We start from the raw sequence: 18,812 nt of genomic DNA, 5'->3' as shown, positions 1-18,812 counted from the left end.
TCAGCCGAGCAGGCCCCGGATCTGCTCGGCCAGTTGCGCCTGCTGATAAGGCTTGTGGAGCCGGGGCAACTCGAACTTGGCATGCGTCGGCAGGTCGGCGTAGCCGGTGGCCAGCAGGATCGGCAGGCCGGGCCGCAGCGCGCGTGCTTCCTCGGCAAGCTGCAGGCCGGTCATGCCCGGCATGGCGTAGTCCGTGATCATCATGTCGATCGGCCTGCCCGCCCGCAGGACTTCGAGAGCTTGCGATCCCGACGAGGCCGTGAGGACCGTGTATCCGAGATCCTCCAGCAGCGACGTCGTGCTTAGGCTGATGAGGAAATCGTCGTCGACGAACAGCAGCGTCGCATGGCGTTTGCCGTCGGGCGTCTGCGCCGCGGCTTCCGGGACCGCGGCCTCCGTCGCGTCATGTGCCACCGGCAGCCACAGTTCCGCGCGCGTGCCACAGCCGGGCGTACTGAACAGGCGCAGTGTGCCCTTGAGCTGCTGCGCAAGGCCATGAATCATCGAAAGGCCGAGGCCGGTTCCCTTGCCGACTTCCTTTGTGGAGAAAAAGGGCTCGATCGCCTTGCGCAGGGTTTCGTCATCCATGCCCGAGCCTGTGTCGGAGACGGTGAGCCTTACATAGCGGCCGGCCGCGAGATCTCGCGTCGCGTCCGTCTCCGCGAGATCGAGCGCGAGCGTGAGCGTGCCGCCGTCGGGCATGGCGTCGCGGCTGTTGACCGCAAGGTTGAGCAGCGCGAGCTCAACCTGGTTGGCATCGACATGGGCGGGTGGAATGCCGGCCGGGAAATCCTGGATCATCGTGACCGAGGGGCCAAGCGACCGGCGCAACAGGTCGTCCATGCCCCGCACCAGCTCGGCGAGGTCCACCGCCCGGGCATCGAGTGCCTGGTGCCGCGCGAATGCCAGCAGGCGCTGTGTCAGCGCAGCACCGCGCTGCGCGCCCTGCATCGCGCCATCGATCAACCGATCGCTGGACGGACTGGACGGAACGCGCTTGCGGAGCAGTTCCAGGTTGCCGATCACCGCCGTCAGGAGATTGTTGAAGTCGTGGGCGACGCCGCCCGTGAGCTGGCCGATCGATTCCAGCTTCTGCATCTGGCGCAACTGCGCCTCTGTGCGCTCGCGCTCGGCGATCTGCGCCAGCAGTTCGTCGTGAGCCTGGCGAAGCTGCGCGGTGCGCTCCTGAACACGCCTTTCGAGCAATTCGTTCAGGCCCTGGAGGCTCGCTTCGGCGGCCTTGCGAACCGTGATGTCGGATGCGACGCCCACGAAGCGCTGTGGCGATCCATTGGCGCCACGGACGAGGCGCGCCCGGACATCCAGCCAGAGGCTTTCCCCATCGGGCTGCCCGAACCGGAGGTCCACGGCAAAGTCCTCGCCCGTGCGTATGCTTCGGCCGAGCGCCTCCGCTACCGGAGCGCGGTCGTCGGGTGCGATACCGCGCATCAGGTCCTCCAGCCCGACCTCCTGCAGCTCGGTGCGGCCCAGGAGCTTCTTTCCCTCGGCGGACACGATGAAGCGTGACGTTGCGAACCCGAACTCCCAGGCGGCCAGCCGTCCGGCATGCAGAGCGGTCCGAAGCCGCTGGTCGCTCTCGCGCAAGTTGGCGAGCAGCTGGCGGGTATCGTGCTGGCGACGCCTTCCCTTCACGGCGGCGCGCGAAACACTGAGAAGAGTCGTGGGATGAAAGGGACGTTCGATGAAGGAGACGTTGCCCAGCGAATCCAGCCAGCGCGCCGCGATCGGGTTTCGCTCCGGCCCGCCGCCGTGATCGGTCACCAGCAGGAAAGGCAGATCGGACCAAGGCGGCTGGCTGGCAAGCCAGGCCGAGAGAGGAGCGAGATCAGCACCGTGAATTGCCTCCTCGGTTATCAGCAGGAAGGCGACATCCTCGTGGAGGCACTGCACGACGGCCATGAGGTCGGGGCAGGCGACACAGGACACGCCTGTCTGCTCGATCAGGGAGCACGCCACCGCCGCATCGCGTCCGCGCGGCGCCAGAACCAGGGCACGCAATTCCCGGGACGCCTCGGTCATTCGCGCGGCACCGGGCGGACAGGCGCGCGATTGGACGGTAACAAGGGGGTTCCACGCAGCACACCATGAAACTGCGAAAGAGGTTCGCCGATGTGAAGGCCCCGGTCGAGCCAGAATTCGCGGATCGTGTCCTCGTGCCTGCCGCCCCTTTTCTTGATCACAGACAGGGCGCGCCGGACCGCCCCCTCCGCCTCGAAGAAGCGCAGCAGGATCACGGCGTCGGCTAGATAGGTGACGTCTACCGGCGACTTCATTTCGCCGATGATCCCGTGCTGGGCCACGGTGACGAAGGTCGAGACGCCGGTGCGATTGAGGTACTGGATCAACTCGTGCAAGTGCAGGATGAGCGAGTTCTCCTGCGGCATGGCGGCCTGATAGCCGTTCAGGCTGTCGATGACGACGGTCTGCATTGCAGGATCGTCCGCCACCAGTCGGACGTTGTGCGCGAACTCTCCCGGTGACAACTCCGCCGCATCGAGTTGCAGGATCTGCAGCCTCCCGGTCGCCTGCATGGCCGGAAAATCGAATCCCAGAGGCCTGGCACGATCGAAGATGAGGCCGATCTCTTCGTCGAACACGAACATCGCGGCCTTGTCGCCCTTGCGAATTGCTTCCGCCACGAACTGCCAGGCCAGCGTGGTCTTGCCCGAACCGGCCGGTCCGACCAGCAACGTGCTCGAGCCCCGCTCGACCCCGCCGCCGAGAAGGGCGTCGAAGGCTGGAAGACCCGTTCCGATGCGCCCGCGCTCGAAATTGCTACGGTGCTCTGCTGCAACGAGGCGGGGGAAGACCTGCGCCCCGCCGGTGCGAATGACGAAGTCATGGTAGCCGCCCCGGTATCCCTGCGCCCGATACTTCACGATGCGCAGCCGCCGGCGCTCGGCACCATAGTCTGGCGTGAGTTCCTCCAGCCGGATGACGCCGTGTGCGACGCTGTGCACCGTCTTGTCGAGCGTGTCGGTCGTTAGATCGTCGAGCATCAGGACGGTGGCGCCATGGCGCGCGAAATAGTGCTTGAGTGCCAGGATCTGCCGGCGGTAGCGCAGCGAACTCTGGGCGAGCAGCCGGATCTCCGACAGCGAATCGAGCACGATGCGCTGCGCTTTGCTGCGTTCGACGGCCTGGAAGATGAGCTTCACCGTCTCGCCCAGTTCGAGATCGGAAGAATAAAGCAGGCTCTGCTGCTGGTCGGAATCCAGCAGGCTCTCCGGCGGCACGACCTCGAAGACCTCGATCTTGCCGTTGAGCTCCCAGCCGTGGACCTCCGCGGTGTGGTGCAACTCGGTGGCGGTCTCGGACAGGGTCACATAGAGACCGCGCTCGCCTGCCCGGGCTCCCTCCAGCAGGAACCGCAGGGCCATGGTGGTCTTGCCGGTTCCGGGACTTCCCTCGAGCAGGAAGACCCGACCGGTTGCCAGTCCGCCCAGTAGAATATCGTCGAGGCCCGGTACGCCAGTCCGGTCCTTGGATGTACCCGCCCTGGCGTCCATGGTTCCTCTCTGATCTTCGCCCGTAGGCCGCTTGGATCGCCTGTCCGTGAACAGGCAAAGGCGACCTTCACAACGAAGAAAAGAGGCGAAAAGTTCCGGGTTCGCCCCGGTCAGGGCCCGCGCGGCTCGATCACGGCCAGGAACTCGGCCCCGTAGCGGTCGAGTTTGGCATCGCCAATTCCGTGGATCTCGCGCATGGCGGCCAGTGTCGAGGGCCGGTGGGTCGCGAGTTCGACCAGCGTGCGGTCGGAGAAGACAACATAGGCCGGCACGTTCTGCGCCCGCGCCAGCCGGGTCCGCAGCGAGCGCAGGGAGTCGAGAAGCTCGCTGTCGGCATCGCTGACGATCGGCGGCGCCACGGCCCGCCCGCGGCGCTCGCCCCTGGAGGTCGCCGACGACGCGATCTTGCGCAGCTCGACCTTTTGTTTGCCCTTCAGGACGGCCCAGCCCTCGTCGGTGACCCACCAGCGGCCATGTTCCATAAGGTCCTGCGCAATCAGGCCGACCGCCGAAAGCTGGCGGAAGATCGAGCGCCAGTCCGCCGCCTTGCGGTTCTTTCCGACACCGAAAGTCGGCAACTGGTCGTGATTGTACTTGGACACGTTGTCGGTGAGGTCGCCGGTCAGGATGGCGACGAGGTGCTCCATGCCGAAACGCTCGCCGGTGCGCACGATGGCCGACATCGCCTTCTGTGCATCGACCGTCGCATCGAACAGTTCGACGCCCTCGACGCAGAGATCGCAGTTGCCGCAGGGCTCCGACGCCTCGCCGAAATAGGCGAGCAGGGTCTGGCGGCGACAGCGCGGCGCCTCGGCGAGCGCCAGCAGCGCACCCAGCCGCTGGCGCTCGATGCGCTTGCGCTCGTCGGAGGAGTCGCTCTGCTCGATCTGAAGGCGGCGCAGCTGCATGTCGCCCAGCCCGTAGAGTGTCAGGGTGTCGGCGGGCAGACCGTCACGGCCGGCGCGTCCGATCTCCTGATAGTAGGCCTCGACGTTGGATGGCAGGTCGGCGTGGCAGACGAAGCGCACGTCGGGCTTGTCGATACCCATGCCGAAGGCGACGGTGGCGGTCATCACCAGCCCGTCCTCCTGCTGGAAGGCGTCCTGGTTGCGATCACGCACCGACTTCTCGAGACCGGCATGATACGGCCGGGCGTTGATCCCCGCAGTCTTGAGGGTCTCGGCTAGTTCCTCGACCTTGCGGCGCGACGAGCAGTAGACGATGCCGCTCTCGCTCGGATGGGCGTGCACGAAGGACAGGACCTGGCGTGTCGAACGCTCCTTCGGCTTGAACGCCAGCCGCAGGTTGGGACGGTCGAAGCTGCGCACGAAGACGCGCGGCTCGCTGGCGAAAAGCTTCTCGACGATGTCGCCGCGGGTCGGCGCATCAGCGGTGGCGGTGAATGCCAGCGTCTGCAGCCGGCCACCGATCTGCCGCGCCAGGTTGCCGAGCGTCAGATACTCGGGGCGGAAATCATGGCCCCATTGCGAGACGCAATGCGCCTCGTCGATCGCCATCATCGTGACCTGCGCCTCGGCAAGCATCTCGACCGTGTCGGGCCGCGCCAGCCGTTCCGGCGCGACATAGAGCAGGCGCAGCTCGCGTCGGCGCAGCAGGCCCATCACCCGCGCATTCTCCGCCGGCTCGTTGCTCGAATTGAGGCTGCCGGCCGCCACGCCAGCGGCCGTCAGGGCCTGGACCTGGTCGCGCATCAGGGCGATCAGCGGCGACACGACGAGGGTCAGGCCCGGTCTCGCGATGGCGGGAAGCTGGAAGCAGAGCGACTTGCCGCTGCCGGTGGGCATCACGGCCAGCACGTTCTCGCCGGCCAGCACCGCGCGCACGATCTCCTCCTGACCAGGGCGGAAAGCGTTGAATCCAAAGACGGAATGCAGCAGTGCGCGGGCGTCGGAGAGGGGATCGTTCATTATTGCAGGCAAACTACCCTCACCCGCCGGCCAGCGACCATGTGGAATGCCGTCGCTGGGGGATGGCGCGCCGGCCGGCGCCGTATCGAAAAAGACTTCCTTGTGGTGGAACCCGCATTGCGCGTGATCGTTTCACTGCCAAGACTATGGGGATACGAATGCTGGGTTTGAGCCTCGCCCTGCTCCTGGTGGCTGCGGGCGTCGCCGTTTTTCCGTGCTGGCGGTACAGCGCCGACTGGGGCTACGGGCCGAGTGCAGTGGCGGGCGGCCTGCTGATGCTCATCGCGGCCGTTACGCTGAGCGATCATGCTGCTGCCGGCTCCTCCCTCCAGACCGCGCCCACAAGGATCGTCGCCCAACGGGTCTAAGCGACGCGACTAATGAGTTGCCATTTGCTATCGCTCTCCCGGAGATCATCAAGGGAGATCGATCAATGCTTCGCCTTGCCACTTTGGCCGCCCTCTTCGTCGCCGCTTCGGCCGGCTCTGCCCTGGCGCTCGACTGCCCCAAGCCGCAGCCGACGGCCAAGCCTGGCATCCTGAAGGAAACGCCGGCCCAGATGGCCGCCGTCGGCAAGCAGCTCGCCGGTGGCGACACCTTCAACGCGATCGCCTCGGCGACGGCCGACCTTCGCGTCCGCTATCCCGGCGTCGAGAGCGCAGAGGTGGTGAACTATCTCGTCACCGCCTACTGCCCGGCCGTGGCGGCCGACAAGAAGCTCAGCGAAGCGCAGAAGAAGGCGGCCGTCGACGGCTTCGCCGCCCTGGTGATGCGCCAGGTATACTGATGGGCTGAGCGCAGCTCAGCCCCAGGAGCGACAGGACATTGCCTATGGCAATGTCCGAGAGCGTCGAAGGAAGAGCGACCATCGGACTAGTGGCGGGCCGCCTGCCCGCCGTCGAGGGTCATGACCACGCCGCTGATGTAGCTGGCGCGGTCGGAGGCCAGGAACACGGCGAGGTCGGCGACCTCGTCGGGCTCGGCGGCGCGGCCGAACGGCATGTGCTTCGTGAGCTCGGGCCAACGCTCCGGATCGCCGAACTGCTGTTCGGCCACGTTGCGCAACCGTGTCAGCATCCGGTCGGTACGGGTGGCCGGCGGATTGATTCCCACCACCCGCACGCCATGATCGACACTCTTCGATCCCACCGCGCGGGTGAAGGCCATGATGCCGGCGTTACCCATCGTGCCGGCGACGTAGTCGTAGTTGAAGCTTTCGCCGGCGAGGCCGATCACGTTCACGACCACGCCCTTCTTGCGGGCGTACATCTTTTCCAGCATGGCGCGCGTGGCGTTGATGTAGCCGAACACCTTGAGGTCCCAGGCCTCGCGCCATTTGGGCTCGGTCATGCCGAAGATATCGCCCTGCGGGATGGCGCCGGCATTGTTCACGAGGATGTCGGCATGGCCGACCGCCTCGACGACGCTGCGCGCGGTGTCGCCGCTCGAGAAATCGGCCGGATGGATCTCGACCGGCACATTGTGACGGGCGCGGATCTTTTCCCGCGCGGCCTCCAGCGATTCCTTGGACCGCGAAGCGATGTGCACGGCGCAGCCCTCGGCCGCGAAGCCCATGGCGCAGGCGAAGCCGATGCCGCGGCTGCCGCCGGTGATCAGCACGGTCTTGCCGGAAAGCTTCAGGTCCATCGTTCGTTTCCCCCTTGGCAGGCTATTGAAACGGGTTTTTGCAGGCGCCGGCGAGAAACATCGGCCCCGGAGCGGTATCAGGATACCGGCCCGACGGGTGTGACTCTCGTTTCATTTGCTTCGTTTATTTCGTTTGTTTCGTTTATTCGCCCGAAATCGGCCTTCTCGGCCGCGTGTCAGAGCCGATAGACGCTGTCGATGGCAGCGCGTCCGTCCTCCGTCTTGACCCGTCCGTCCTTCACCATCTGGACGAGATGGGCCAGCATCGAGCGGCCGGCCGCCGGATGCAGATGGACAGGCGTGTCGGCATAGTTCTTCGCGACCATCTGCGGGATGGTCTGCGGCCCGTCCTTGAGGCGCGCGATGATCTGCGCCTCGCGGCCCAGCCGATGCTCGATATAGGCCTGCACGAACGGGTTGGGATCGCGGATCTCGGCGCCGTGCGTCGGGATGTAGAGGCTCTCGTCGCGCGGCAGCAGCTTGCGCAGCGAGGCGAAGTAGTCGGCCATGTTGCCGTCGGGCGGCGAGATCACCGCCGTCGACCAGCCCATGACATGGTCGCCCGAGAGCAGCGCCTTGTCTTCCTTCACCGCGAAACAGAGATGATTGGAGATATGGCCGGGCGTATGGACCGCCTCGACGTTCCAGCCGTCGCCCTGGATCACGTCGCCGTCGTTCAGTTTCACGTCGGGCGCGAAAGAGAAATCGCCCTCCTGCTCGGCCGTCACGCCTTCAGGGGTCGGATGCGGCCCATAGCTGTAGACCTTGGCACCGGTCGCCCGGGCGAGCGCCGGCGTTGCTGGCACATGGTCGACATGGGTGTGTGTCACCAGGATGTGCGTCACCGTCTCGCCGCGCAGCGCGCGCAGCACGGCGTCGATGTGCTCCTGATCGTCGGGACCGGGATCGACGACCGCGACGTTGCCGTGACCGATGATATAGGTGCCGGTGCCCTTGAAGGTGAACGGATTCGGGTTTTTGGCGACGACCCGCCGGATCAGCGGCGTCACCTCCATCGCCGTGCCGTAGTCGAACTTGAAGTCCCTGATGAACGGAATGCCGGCCATGTCAGCCTCTTTGGAGTGCGCCGACTACGGCGGCGTCAATTTATAGAGCGAGTTCCGGATGTCGGCGCTGACATAGACGATGCCGGTGCGGCCGACCGCAACGCCGGTCGGTACGAGCGCCGGCGGCCCTCCGGGGAACGGCGCCAGGCCGATGTCGAGGTTGGAGGCGATCACGGTCTTCGCGCCGGTGGCGGGATCGATCGAAACGACCCTCTTCTGGCCGACTTCGGCGACGTAGAGCTTGCCATCCGGCCCGAGGTCGATTCCTTCCGGGCCGGTGAGATTGTCGGCCACCACCTTGCGCGTGCCCGCGGCCACGTCGATCTCCGTGACGACGCCGGCCGAGATCTCCGTGATGTAGATCAGCGGGCCCGCCCCATGCACCATGGCCACCGGACCGCGCAGCTCCTTCATGACGGTGCTCCGCTCCTTGCCGTCGGCACTCACCTTCACGAGGTTGCCGCTCGCCAGCTCGGCCACGTAGATCGTGCCGTCGGCGAATTCCACCGCATCGACGGGCGCGGCGAATTCGCCGAGCGTCGCCACCAGCTTGCCGGTCTTGCGGTCGACCTTCTCGACGGTGTTGGAGAACCAGCTCGACAGCAGCACGTTCTTCGGGCCCACCGAGATGCCGATCGGATAGGCGTGGGTCTCGCCATGCACGCGCAGAACGTCCGTCACGTCGCCGTTGGCGCCGTCGACCGTGCGATAGCTGAACACGTCGGCCACATGCACCGTGTCCTTGCCGCCCTCGCTGGTGACGGCGAGGTCGGCCGGGACGGCGAGCTTGCCCTCGACGATGGTGCGATGCGCGCCCGTCTGCTTGTCGACCAGGTAGACGCCGTTGTCGGTCATCGAGGTCACGAACAGGCGGCCGCGCGAATCGAAGGCGAGATTGTCTAGGCCGGGCTTCATCGAGGCGACCAGCTTCTTGGCCTTGCTGGTGAGGCTCACGCTCCAGATGCCGCCGGTGCCGGTGTCGACGACATAGACGTTGTCGCGGTTCTGCGGATCGATGTTGGCGGCGGCCGGTGTCTTGAACCCCGAGGCGATCACCTCGGCGGCGCCGGTCTCGAGGTTCACCTTCACGATCTCGCCCTTGAACCAGAGCGGGCCGTACAGGAAGCCGTCGTCCTTGTGCACCTCGAAACCATTGAGGCCACCCAGCTTCTCAGCGATGCGGCGCAGCTCGTTGCGCGCCAGCGGCTTGAAGTCGGGCTTGTCGACGTTCTTGATGTCGATCTCGTAGAGCGCGTCGCCGAGGAAGACTTCGGAGACGAACAGCCGCCCGTCCTTGCCGAACGCGAGCGAGTTGGGGCCGGTCATGCCATTGGCGACTTCGATGGTCTTGCCGTTCGGCTTGCGGATATAGACCTTGCCGATCAGGAACGCCGTCCACGCCATCGTGCCGTCGTCGGCAAAGGCGATGTCGTCGGCCATGCCGGTCGGCGGATCGATCACGCGGTCGACCTCGCCCGAGTCGATCTGGACGCGATACAGCGTCTGGCCGATCACCGAACCGGCGAACAACTGGTCATCCTTGTTGAAGGCCAGCCCGTGCACGCCGTGGAACCAGGAACCCGGCACCAGGAACTGCTGGCTGTATTCCCTGGTCGCGGCCGGCGGCGGCGTTTCCGCCTTCTGCGCCCACGCGCCGTTGGCTACGCCGAACGCAAGCACCGCCGACGCGACAATGCGGCCCAACCCCATCCCGTTTCCTCCGACGTCCCACTTCGCGGCGCGAACTTTAGACCGGGTGATACGTTTTGTAACGCCGAACCCTTCGGCTACCATTCGTCCGACAGAAGAACGCGCATTCTGCAGGAGGAAAATCATGGCGGGTCCGCTCACTGGACTGACGATCGTCGAACTGGCCGGAATCGGTCCGGGCCCGATGTGCTCGATGATGCTGGGTGACATGGGCGCCGACGTGATCCGGGTCGACCGTACCAAGGCGCATGTGATGGACCGCCTCGCCGATCCGAAGTTCGCGGTGCACAACCGGAGCCGCCGTTCGGTATCGGTCGACCTGCAGAGCAAGGAAGGCGTCGAGGTCGTTCTGCGCCTGATCGAGAAGGCCGATGGCATGACCGAGCCCTTCCGGCCCGGCGTCGCCGAGCGGCTGGGCCTCGGCCCCGATGCCTGCCTCGCCCGCAATCCCAAGCTCGTCTATGGCCGCATGACCGGCTGGGGCCAGGAAGGCCCGCTCGCCAAGGCCGCTGGCCACGACATCAACTACATCGCGCTGACCGGCGCGCTGCATGCGATCGGCGGCAAGGACAAGCCGGTACCGCCGCTCAACCTCGTGGGCGATTTCGGCGGCGGCGGCATGCTGCTGGCCTTCGGCATGGTGTGCGGTCTGTTCGAGGCCCAGCGCTCCGGCAAGGGGCAGGTGGTCGACGCGGCCATGGTCGACGGCGCGGCCCTGCTGCTGGGCGGAATCTACGGCATGGCCGGCGCCGGCCTGTGGAGCGACCAGCGGGAGAGCAACATGCTCGACGGCGGCGCGCACTTCTACGGCACCTATGAGACCAAGGACGGCAAGCATGTCTGCATCGGTTCGATCGAGCCGCAGTTCTATGCCCTGCTGCTCGAAAAGACCGGCCTCAAGGACGAGCCGCTGCCGGCGCAGATGGATCGCAAGGCCTGGGGCCAGCTCAAGGAGCGGCTGGGCACCATCTTCAAGACCAGGACGCGCGACGAATGGTGCGAGATCATGGAAGGCACCGACATCTGCTTCGCGCCGGTCCTCTCGATGAAGGAAGCGCCACACCACGCCCACGCCAAGGCGCGCAACGCCTATGTCGACGTGGCCGGTTTCCCGCAGCCGGCGGCGGCACCGCGCTTCTCGCGCACCAAGGAAGGCGTGCAGGGCCCCGCAGCCCGGCGCGGCCAGCACACCGACGAGATCCTCGGCGAGCGCGGCTTCTCGGCCAATGAGATCGCCGAGCTGAAGGCCGCCGGCGTCGTCGGACCGCAGGCCTGAGGTCGTATCCATGATGGGACGCCCATGATCCGCGCGTTCGAACTGGCGGTGCAGCAGCTTGGCGATCCCAAGCTGCGCGTCATCGTCTGGCAGTCGCTGGCGCTATCGCTGGTGCTGCAGATCGCGCTGGGCGTCCTGGCCTGGTGGGCGTTGCAGTCCTTTGCGACCTTCCAGTGGTCGTGGGTGAACGAGACGATCCGCTGGCTGGGCGGCGGCGCCGTGACGGTGCTGGCGCTGATGCTGTTTCCGGCGAGCTTCGGCATCGTCATCTCCATCTTCATGGAGCGCATCGCCGACATCGTCGAAGCCCGGCACTATCCGCACCTCGGTCCCGCACGGGGCATTCCCGTCTGGACCGGCCTCTGGTCGGGCATCCTGTTCCTGTTCGCCCTGCTGGCGATCAACCTGGTGATGCTGCCCTTCTATATCGTGGCCCTGTTCGTGGCCGGGCTGGGCGCGGTCCTGTTCTACGGCGTCAACGGCTGGCTGGCGGGCCGCGAATATTACGAGCAGGTGGCGCTGCGCCGGCGCGACCCGGCCGAGGTGAAGGCCTGGCGCAAGGCGAACATCGGAACCCTGTGGCTCACCGGAATCGCCATCGTCTTTCTAGGCACCATCCCGATCCTCAACCTGATCGTGCCGGTCCTCGGCGTGGCGGCGATGGTCCATATCGCCCAGACGCTCAAGCCGCCCCTTAACCGGCCAACGACGCCGCGTTAAAGTGTGCGCATGAAATCTGCATTCGGGGCACTCGCAGCCTTCCTTCTGCTGGCCGGCTGCCAGACCGGCACTCAGGAATATTCCCTCGGCGCCGGGGAGAAGGGCGTCTTCAGTTCCCGCAACGCGGGCTCGCCGATCCCGGCGGACCGCATCAAGGGCCTAGACGAGGCGCAGCTCGTCGCCTTGTTCGGCGCACCGCAGCTCGACCGCAAGGACGGAACGGCGCGCGTGCTGCGCTACAAGTCGGACGCCTGCACGCTCTTCGTGTCGATGTACCAGCGCGACGGCCAGCCCTTTAAGGCCGAGTTCGCCGACGCCTACGACCCCCAGCTGCGCCCCCTGCCGCCCGACCAGTGCGCCGGCTCGATCGCGGCGCAGAAAAAGCGGGTGGCCTGACCGGTTCAGGTCCCGCCTTCGCCTGAGAGCCGTCGCCACAGGGCAGCGACGGCGGCACAGGCCCGCTCCTGGGCGATCATGTCGAGATGGCCGAGGCCCGGCACGACCTCGACGGAGATCTGCGGGTTCAGTTCCTTAAGCAGCGGCGCGTACTGCTTGGCCCGGAACAGTTCGTCGTTTGCGCCGACGGCGACGATCGTCGGCCGGTCGATCCGCGCGATTTCGTGCCGCCAGTCGCGGCCCAGCTGAAGGCCGGCGGCGAGCCGGAAGGAATAGGCCGGTGTGCGATTCTCGCTCGGCCCCGATGCGGTTGCGAAGCGGACGACCGGGAGCCCCTGGAACCAGGGCATGCCGAAGCCGTCGAGGATCGTGAGCGCGACCACACGCGGCACGGCCACGCTCGCCCAGCCGCCCGAAGCGGGGCGCGTCGTGGGCGAATCCGGTGCGATGTAGGGCGAGATCGCGAGATAGGCGTCGAAAATCTGCCGGTTGGCGCCGCTCGCCGTGCGCAGCACGAAGCCGCCGCCGGAGGAGAAGCCGATCAGCGTCTTCTGGATTCCTTGATCGGCGAGTCCGACCGCCTTCACAAAATCCACCAGGTCGTCGTCGAGCTGGTCGCGATAGGACGTGTCCCCAATGGCCGTGCCGCTGCCGCCATGGCCGCGCAGGCTGATCGAGTAGACGGTTGCCCCCGCGGCCTGCAGCGCCTGCGCCGACTTGTGCATCGAGATGCTGGCGCTCGACGAGCCGTGGACCAGCACGACCGCGCGGTCGGCGCGGGCCGAATAGACCCGGTAGGCGAGCGGTGCGCCATCGCGCGCCGCCACGCGCTGGACCGGCGGAAGCTCGGCCCAGTTCCAGGTCGACATGCCTGGCAACGAATCGCCCGCGAGCAGGCGCGGCAGTTCACCCGGTGTGCTGAAGCCAATGACGCCGCCGAACCCGGTGGCACCGGCCAGCAGCAGGATGGCCGGGGTCCAGCCGAGACGCCGGACCCAGCGGCTGGACCGGCCGCCCACGCCGCCCAGCCAGCCGAGGCCGACGCCCGCCACGAAGCCGCCGACGGCGCCCGCCGCGGCGATCCACGTCGGGTCGGCCCGCAGCGCCGGCGCCATCCCGAAGACGATACCCAGGGCGTAGCGCACGGCGAAGATCGAGATGCCGAAAACCAGCATGAACCAGCCGCCGCCGATCTCCAGCCGGCCGTCATCGAGACGCCGGACGGTGCGGCGACGGCCCAGCTGGAACCCCAGGGGCAGGGCGACCGCCAGCGCCGCCAGCCATGCGACCAGGGCCAGTGCCGGCCGGGGAGACTGGCCGATGCCGGCCAGGGACAGGCCCAGCCCGACGACGGGCAGGATCGCCAGTCGCCAGAGCGGGAGGGTCCGGGTCCGCAGCCCCTTCACCCCCAGCCAGACGACGAGGACCATCAGCGGCCACACCCAGAGCGGGGTGTTCGTGACGATCTGGAAAACGATCTGCAGTGGCTGCGACATGACAGGCTCCGGACAGGACAGCGTTGCCCTCACCTTCCGTGCAGGGCCGCTCCCGATCCATCGCAGCTACGTGGAAGTGCTGGCGTTTTTCGCGATCTGCCGTCATTCATCCGTTCACGATGCGCGAATCGCCCTATGTCCGGTCGTTGCCGTATCAGCTTCTGCCGGTCCTCGGCGTCGCCCTGGTGCTGGCCGTGCTCGGACCGTTTGGCACCTACGAGCGCATGGCCCTGGTCCAGCGCCTGGCCCAATTCGGCATCATCGGCGCCTTGAGCTGGATCCAGGTCGTCCTGCTCGCCGCCTGGTTCGGTACCATCGAGCCGATCGACCGCTGGCCGGTCGCCGGCCGCATGACCCTGGTCGGCCTGCTGGCAGCGATCCCCAGCACCTTCGAGGTCATCGCCGTCCATTCCTGGCTGGTGCGGCCCATTCCACTCTCCCTGGCACCGAAGCTGTACCCGGAGAATGCCTTCCTGACCGTGGTCGTCTCGGTGATGATCGGCCTGTTCGTCGAGCAGCGCCTGCGCGCCAGGGCCGACGCCGAGCGCGAGCGAGTCGCGGCCCTGCCCGTGCCCCGGGCCGAGTCCGACCAGCCGGCGCCGGCCCCGCCCGACTTCTTGCGTCGCATTCCGCCTGCGCTGGGACGCGACCTGCTGGCTCTCGAGATGGAGGATCACTACCTCCGCATCCACACCGCCCTGGGCAGCGATCTCGTCCTCATGCGGCTGCGCGATGCCCTGGCCGAACTGCCGCCCGAACGCGGCCGTCAGGTTCATCGTTCGTGGTGGGTGGCGGAAGGCGCCGTCGCCTCGGTCGACCGAAGCGCCGGCCGGCTCCTCCTGGTCCTGCGCAACGGCCTGCAGGTGCCGGTCAGCAAGACCTATCGCGACAGCGTCAGGGACGCAGGCTGGGTCGGCCCGTAGCCCTACTTCCCGCCGCGATCGTCGCGCCACAGGTCGAGCTTTTCCTGGATGGGACGATCCGAGAAGGAAAACAGCACGGCGTCGCTGTCGGCGCGATGCTCGACCGGGGCCCAGCTCGGTACGACGAAATGGTCGCGCTTCTTCCAGCGCATCACCTGGTCGCCGATCCGGCTCTCGCCCTCGCCTTCGACCACCGAGAAGACCGTGCCGTCGGTACAGCGATAGGGCGCTGTCGCGAAACCCTTCGGCAGGAGCTGCATGAAGGTACCCATGGTGGCGATCGGCGCGCCGCCGCTTGCCGGATTGACGTAGCGCAGCTTGTAGCCATGGCAGGGATCGGGGCCGCCGGCCCGGGCGAGCCCGTGCAGCGCCTCGCGCGTGCGCGCGTAGGGATAGTTGAAGATCGGCGAGGTCTGCCGCGACGGTTTCCAGTCCACCGGCAGGAGGCCGCTCGCGAACTTCGCGTCTGACGTGCCCAGCGGCGTCGTGACGGCCTGCTCGTCGGTCTCGCCGGTCTCGGCAAAGCCCGCGTTGAACATCGCGACCAGCGGGATGTCGAGCCCGTCCAGCCACACCATTGGTTTGGACGAATCGTTACCGTGATCGTGCCATGTCCAGGTCGGCGTGATCACGAAGTCGCCCTCGTGCATGATCGTGCGCTCGCCGTCGACTGCGGTGTAAGCGCCTTCGCCCTCGACGATGAAGCGCAGCGCCGACTGGGTATGGCGATGGCTGGGCGCCACCTCGCCCGGCAGGATGAGCTGCAGGCCGGCATAGAGCGTGGGCGTGATACAGGCGCTACCCGTCATCGCCGGATTCTCGAGGATCAGCACCCGCCGCACCGCTTCCTTGGCGGTGATCAGCGCGCCCGACTCCATCAGGAACGGCCGCACCTTGTCGTAGTCCCAGTGCGCCGCCTGGTACTTCGGCGCCGGGCTCGGCGGCACGAGCTGGTGCAGCGATTCCCAGAGCGGCGCCATCGAGAGTCCGCCGATGCGCTCGTAGAAATCGCGCCGCGCGTTGTTACCTGTGGTCGGCGCGGACATGGGGGACGTTCCCTACTCGGCGGCGCGCAGCAGCGGTGCGGTGCGCGCCGTCATGCGCGCGCGGCAGGCCGCAGCAAATGCGTCGAACAGTTTCATCGAGACCGGATTCTCGAGCGCCTTGTATTCGGGATGCCATTGCAGCGCGAGGACGAAGCCCGGCGCGTCGGGCACGCTCAGCGCCTCGATCTGTCCGTCGTCGCAGCAGGTCGCTTCGAGCCGCGCCCGCGGCGCCAGCACGTCGACGCCCTGCCCGTGAAGCGAATTCACCCTCACGCGCGTCTCGCCCAGCAGGCTGTGCAGGAGGCCGCCTTCGGCCACGTCGATGTCGTGGGCCGGCGCATAGTTCACGTCCATGTCGGGCGACTTGGGCGAACGGTGATCGCGCCTTCCCTCGACCTCGTGCACGTGCTGGTGCAGCGAGCCACCCAGGGCGACATTGACCTCCTGCAGGCCGCGACAGATCGCGAACAGCGGCACGCCGCGGTCGATCGCGTGCCGGATCAGCGGCAGGGTCGTGGAATCGCGCGCGGGATCGTGCAGCGTGCCGTCGCGGCTCTCCTTGCCGTAGTGATGCGGCTCGACATTCGAGGGGCTGCCGGTCAGCAGCACGCCGTCGAGACCGTCGAGCAAGCGATCCATCGCCTCGAGGAAGCCTGGCTCGTCATCGCCGAACTCCGGGCCGATGGCGGGAATCAGGACCGGCAGGCCCCCGACGGCGCGAAGCGCGGCCTGGACGTATTTCTCGCCGACCGTGTGATGCCAGCCACCCCGTCCGTTCTCCTTGAGACAGGCGGAAACACCGATCAGGGGGCGAGAAGAAGAGCGATTCATGGCTGCCGGGGCGTGCAAATAGCGGAAAAGTCATTTTCGCTGCTGCATCCCGCCTTGGCAATCGCGGCGCGCCCGGGCCCGCCCGCAGCTTGTGCAGTGCTGCCCTGCATGGTACCGCCGCGCCGCAGCAAACGTTTGTCCAAGACGATTGGAAAGAGCGCCATGACGACCACCCCTCCGCCGTCCGCCCCGCCCTCCGGCACGACCGCCCAGGCGGGCCCCGCCGCGCCGCTCACCCTGCACGGCCAGTACATCAAGGACTTCAGCTTCGAGAATCCACGGGCGCCGCAGAGCCTGATCGAGCAGACCACGCCGCAGCTCACGCTGAACGTGCAGGTGGCCAACCGCCAGTTCGACGCCAAGACCTTCGAAGTGTCGCTCACCATCGAGGCTTCCGCCCATACGCCGGAAAAAGAGCCCCTGTTCATGCTCGAACTGGTCTATGCCGGCACGGTGACCCTGGGCGAGCTGCCGCAGGAGGCATTCGGCCCGATGCTCTTCATCGAGACGCCGCGCCTGCTCTTCCCGTTCGCCCGCGCCATCGTGGCCAACGCCACGCGCGAGGCCGGCTTCCCGCCGCTCAACATCGCCCCGGTCGATTTCGTGGCGCTCTTCCGCCAGCAGCTCGAGGCCAATGGCGGCCAGATGCCGGGCATGCCCGCCGGCCCGGTCGGCCACGCTTAGAGTTTTTCCGACATAGACAATCTCTTCCCCTTTGCGGGCTCCGCAAAGGGGAAGTGCCCTCGCCTTACGAGGGCGATGGGGTCATGACCCCTCCGTCGCGCGAGGCGCGACACCTCCCCAGCTGACTGGGGAGGACGTGTTAAGCGTCGACTTTCAGCCAGAGTGGCTCGCTGATCTTCTTCAGGAACTCCGCATGCGCTGCGAGCTCTTCGGGGCTGGCCGCGTGCGGACGGGCCGGGCGGACGGGCCGGCTCTGGTCGGCCAGGCCTTCGAGGCCCGCCGCCGCCATCTCCGGGGCGAGGCCGAGATCGCGCTGTCGGCCGCCGCTCAGCTCCAGATAGACTTCCGCCAGCAGCTCCGAATCGAGCAGCGCGCCGTGCTTGGTGCGCTTGGTGTTGTCGATGCCGAAGCGGTCGCACAGGGCATCGAGGCTGGCGCGCTGGCCGGGAAACTTGCGCCGCGACAGCGAGACCGTGTCGACATAGTCGTTCGCAAGCTTGGGCTTGCCGACACGCGCGAACTCGGCGTTGAGAAAGCCCAGGTCGAACTGCGCGTTGTGGATGACGAGCTGGGCGTCGCCCAGGAACTCCAGCAGTTCCTCGGCCTTCTCGGCGAACAGGGGCTTGTCGGCCAGGAACTCGTCGGTGAGGCCGTGCACTTCCTGTGCGCCGGCCGGCATCGGCATCTCGGGATTGAGGTAGAGCTGCAGCGAACGGCCGGTGGCCACCAGATTGACCAGCTCGATGCAGCCGATCTCGACCACGCGATGGCCGGCAAGAGGATCGAGGCCCGTGGTCTCGGTATCGAGGACGACTTCACGCATCCCGATCTTCTAGCCCGTTGGCGACCTACTTGCGACGCGCGCGCGCGAGACGGGCTGTGAATTTCTCCCGCCACGGGTTGGGTGGCCAGAACTGTCCGCGCAGATCGCGCAACTCGGCCACCGCCTTGCCGAGCGCGGCACGGGTCGGCGCGAGGCCCATGCCAGTCGGGATCACGATGCTGGCCTTGCGCCGCTTCAGCGCGTCCGGCACCTGCTGACGCAGGATGCCTTCGAACTTTTCGACCGTCATGCCAGGTCGCGCCAGGACACGGCGACGCTGCAGGAAGGAAGGCGCACTCACGACGAGGGTGGCATCCACACGCCGCTCGCCCAACCCTTCGAACAGCAGGGGAATGTCGAGCACGACCAGCTTCTCGCCCGCCAGGGCCGCGCGCCGCAGGAAGGCGCGCTGCCTCTGGCCGACCAGCGGATGCACGATCGCCTCGAGCCGGCGTAGTGCTTCCTTGTTGCCGAAGACGCGGGCACCCAGCGCCTGACGGTCGAGCACCCCCGCCTTCACGACACCGGGAAACGCTGCCTCGATGCCGGGCAGCGCCGCGCCGCCCGGCGCCTGAAGCGCGTGGACGGCGGCATCGGCGTCGTACACGGGCACACCCATCTCCCGCAGCATTTTCGCTGCGGTCGACTTGCCCATGCCGATCGAGCCGGTCAGTCCGACGATGACCATTTAGAACTCTTTCCGCCTCAAGTTCCCCCCGCCTACCTCATCCTGAG

Annotated in this window: 18 protein-coding genes; 7 read left to right on the top strand and 11 right to left on the bottom strand. The window is 67.1% G+C overall.

Translation table 11 applies throughout. The annotated features are described in order from the left end of the window. The 3 genes from Q0Q48_RS04525 to recQ form a co-directional block, all read right to left on the bottom strand. The gene (locus Q0Q48_RS04525; protein ID WP_295134640.1) at window positions 1-2,040 is read right to left on the bottom strand and encodes a PAS domain-containing sensor histidine kinase; all 2,040 of its coding nucleotides are present in this window, start codon (window positions 2,038-2,040) and stop codon (window positions 1-3) included. Then, window positions 2,037-3,530: an ATPase domain-containing protein gene (locus Q0Q48_RS04520; protein WP_295134638.1), complete on the bottom strand. Its 1,494-nt coding sequence runs from the start codon at window positions 3,528-3,530 to the stop codon at window positions 2,037-2,039. Before Q0Q48_RS04520 ends, Q0Q48_RS04525 begins: the two co-directional genes overlap by 4 nt. 110 nt (window positions 3,531-3,640) lie before the next feature. After that, window positions 3,641-5,458: a DNA helicase RecQ gene (recQ, locus tag Q0Q48_RS04515; RefSeq protein ID WP_295134636.1), complete on the bottom strand. Its 1,818-nt coding sequence runs from the start codon at window positions 5,456-5,458 to the stop codon at window positions 3,641-3,643. A gap of 158 nt (window positions 5,459-5,616) precedes the next feature. Between recQ and Q0Q48_RS04510 the strand changes: the two genes are divergently transcribed. Both Q0Q48_RS04510 and Q0Q48_RS04505 read left to right on the top strand, forming a co-directional pair. Continuing rightward, window positions 5,617-5,826 carry a DUF3309 family protein gene (locus Q0Q48_RS04510; protein ID WP_295134634.1) on the top strand — a complete coding sequence of 70 codons (210 nt, stop codon included), beginning with the start codon at window positions 5,617-5,619 and terminating at the stop codon, window positions 5,824-5,826. Window positions 5,827-5,891: 65 nt separating this feature from the next. Next, window positions 5,892-6,245: a hypothetical protein gene (locus tag Q0Q48_RS04505; protein WP_295134632.1), complete on the top strand. Its 354-nt coding sequence runs from the start codon at window positions 5,892-5,894 to the stop codon at window positions 6,243-6,245. Between the two features lie 86 nt (window positions 6,246-6,331). Here Q0Q48_RS04505 and Q0Q48_RS04500 read toward each other — a convergent pair whose 3' ends face one another. From Q0Q48_RS04500 to Q0Q48_RS04490, 3 genes are all read right to left on the bottom strand, one after another. Next, window positions 6,332-7,105 (bottom strand): SDR family oxidoreductase, encoded by a 774-nt coding sequence (locus Q0Q48_RS04500; RefSeq protein WP_295134630.1) that lies wholly within the window; start codon window positions 7,103-7,105, stop codon window positions 6,332-6,334. A gap of 176 nt (window positions 7,106-7,281) precedes the next feature. Further along, a complete protein-coding gene (locus tag Q0Q48_RS04495; RefSeq protein WP_295134628.1) occupies window positions 7,282-8,172 on the bottom strand; it encodes an MBL fold metallo-hydrolase in 891 nt (296 codons plus the stop codon). A 24-nt stretch (window positions 8,173-8,196) separates the two neighbouring features. Further along, on the bottom strand, window positions 8,197-9,882 hold the full coding sequence (locus Q0Q48_RS04490; protein WP_295134626.1) for a PQQ-binding-like beta-propeller repeat protein: 1,686 nt from the start codon (window positions 9,880-9,882) through the stop codon (window positions 8,197-8,199). A gap of 124 nt (window positions 9,883-10,006) precedes the next feature. Between Q0Q48_RS04490 and Q0Q48_RS04485 the strand changes: the two genes are divergently transcribed. Genes Q0Q48_RS04485 through Q0Q48_RS04475 form a run of 3 tightly spaced genes read left to right on the top strand, consistent with a single transcriptional unit; the run spans window position 10,007 to window position 12,274 of the window. Next, on the top strand, window positions 10,007-11,158 hold the full coding sequence (locus Q0Q48_RS04485; RefSeq protein WP_295134624.1) for a CaiB/BaiF CoA-transferase family protein: 1,152 nt from the start codon (window positions 10,007-10,009) through the stop codon (window positions 11,156-11,158). Between the two features lie 24 nt (window positions 11,159-11,182). After that, a complete protein-coding gene (locus tag Q0Q48_RS04480; RefSeq protein WP_295134623.1) occupies window positions 11,183-11,878 on the top strand; it encodes an EI24 domain-containing protein in 696 nt (231 codons plus the stop codon). 9 nt (window positions 11,879-11,887) lie between these two features. Further along, on the top strand, window positions 11,888-12,274 hold the full coding sequence (locus tag Q0Q48_RS04475; protein ID WP_295134622.1) for a hypothetical protein: 387 nt from the start codon (window positions 11,888-11,890) through the stop codon (window positions 12,272-12,274). A gap of 5 nt (window positions 12,275-12,279) precedes the next feature. Here Q0Q48_RS04475 and Q0Q48_RS04470 read toward each other — a convergent pair whose 3' ends face one another. After that, window positions 12,280-13,770 (bottom strand): alpha/beta fold hydrolase, encoded by a 1,491-nt coding sequence (locus Q0Q48_RS04470; protein ID WP_295134621.1) that lies wholly within the window; start codon window positions 13,768-13,770, stop codon window positions 12,280-12,282. A 119-nt stretch (window positions 13,771-13,889) separates the two neighbouring features. Between Q0Q48_RS04470 and Q0Q48_RS04465 the strand changes: the two genes are divergently transcribed. Further along, window positions 13,890-14,693, top strand: coding sequence for a LytTR family DNA-binding domain-containing protein (locus tag Q0Q48_RS04465; RefSeq protein WP_295134620.1), 804 nt, complete (start codon window positions 13,890-13,892; stop codon window positions 14,691-14,693). A gap of 2 nt (window positions 14,694-14,695) precedes the next feature. Here the strand turns inward: Q0Q48_RS04465 and gtdA are convergent, their stop codons facing one another. Then, window positions 14,696-15,739, bottom strand: a complete 1,044-nt coding sequence (gtdA, locus tag Q0Q48_RS04460; protein WP_295134619.1) for a gentisate 1,2-dioxygenase — start codon at window positions 15,737-15,739, stop codon at window positions 14,696-14,698. Between the two features lie 12 nt (window positions 15,740-15,751). Beyond that, window positions 15,752-16,570 (bottom strand): gamma-glutamyl-gamma-aminobutyrate hydrolase family protein, encoded by an 819-nt coding sequence (locus Q0Q48_RS04455; RefSeq protein WP_295134618.1) that lies wholly within the window; start codon window positions 16,568-16,570, stop codon window positions 15,752-15,754. A 162-nt stretch (window positions 16,571-16,732) separates the two neighbouring features. On the opposite strand from Q0Q48_RS04455, the gene secB reads away from it, so the two are divergent. Continuing rightward, window positions 16,733-17,254: a protein-export chaperone SecB gene (secB, locus tag Q0Q48_RS04450; RefSeq protein ID WP_295134617.1), complete on the top strand. Its 522-nt coding sequence runs from the start codon at window positions 16,733-16,735 to the stop codon at window positions 17,252-17,254. Between the two features lie 139 nt (window positions 17,255-17,393). On the opposite strand, the gene dnaQ is transcribed toward secB, so the two are convergent. Together dnaQ and coaE are read right to left on the bottom strand one after the other, a co-directional pair. Then, on the bottom strand, window positions 17,394-18,077 hold the full coding sequence (gene dnaQ, locus Q0Q48_RS04445; protein WP_295134616.1) for a DNA polymerase III subunit epsilon: 684 nt from the start codon (window positions 18,075-18,077) through the stop codon (window positions 17,394-17,396). A 25-nt stretch (window positions 18,078-18,102) separates the two neighbouring features. Further along, window positions 18,103-18,765 (bottom strand): dephospho-CoA kinase, encoded by a 663-nt coding sequence (coaE, locus tag Q0Q48_RS04440; RefSeq protein WP_295134613.1) that lies wholly within the window; start codon window positions 18,763-18,765, stop codon window positions 18,103-18,105. Window positions 18,766-18,812: the final 47 nt, after the last annotated feature.

The organism is uncultured Reyranella sp. (assembly GCF_945957355.1).
In the GTDB taxonomy this organism is placed as follows: domain Bacteria; phylum Pseudomonadota; class Alphaproteobacteria; order Reyranellales; family Reyranellaceae; genus Reyranella.
The sequence above is the reverse complement of the archived record's forward strand: the minus strand, read 5'-3'. Positions and strand labels throughout refer to the sequence as shown.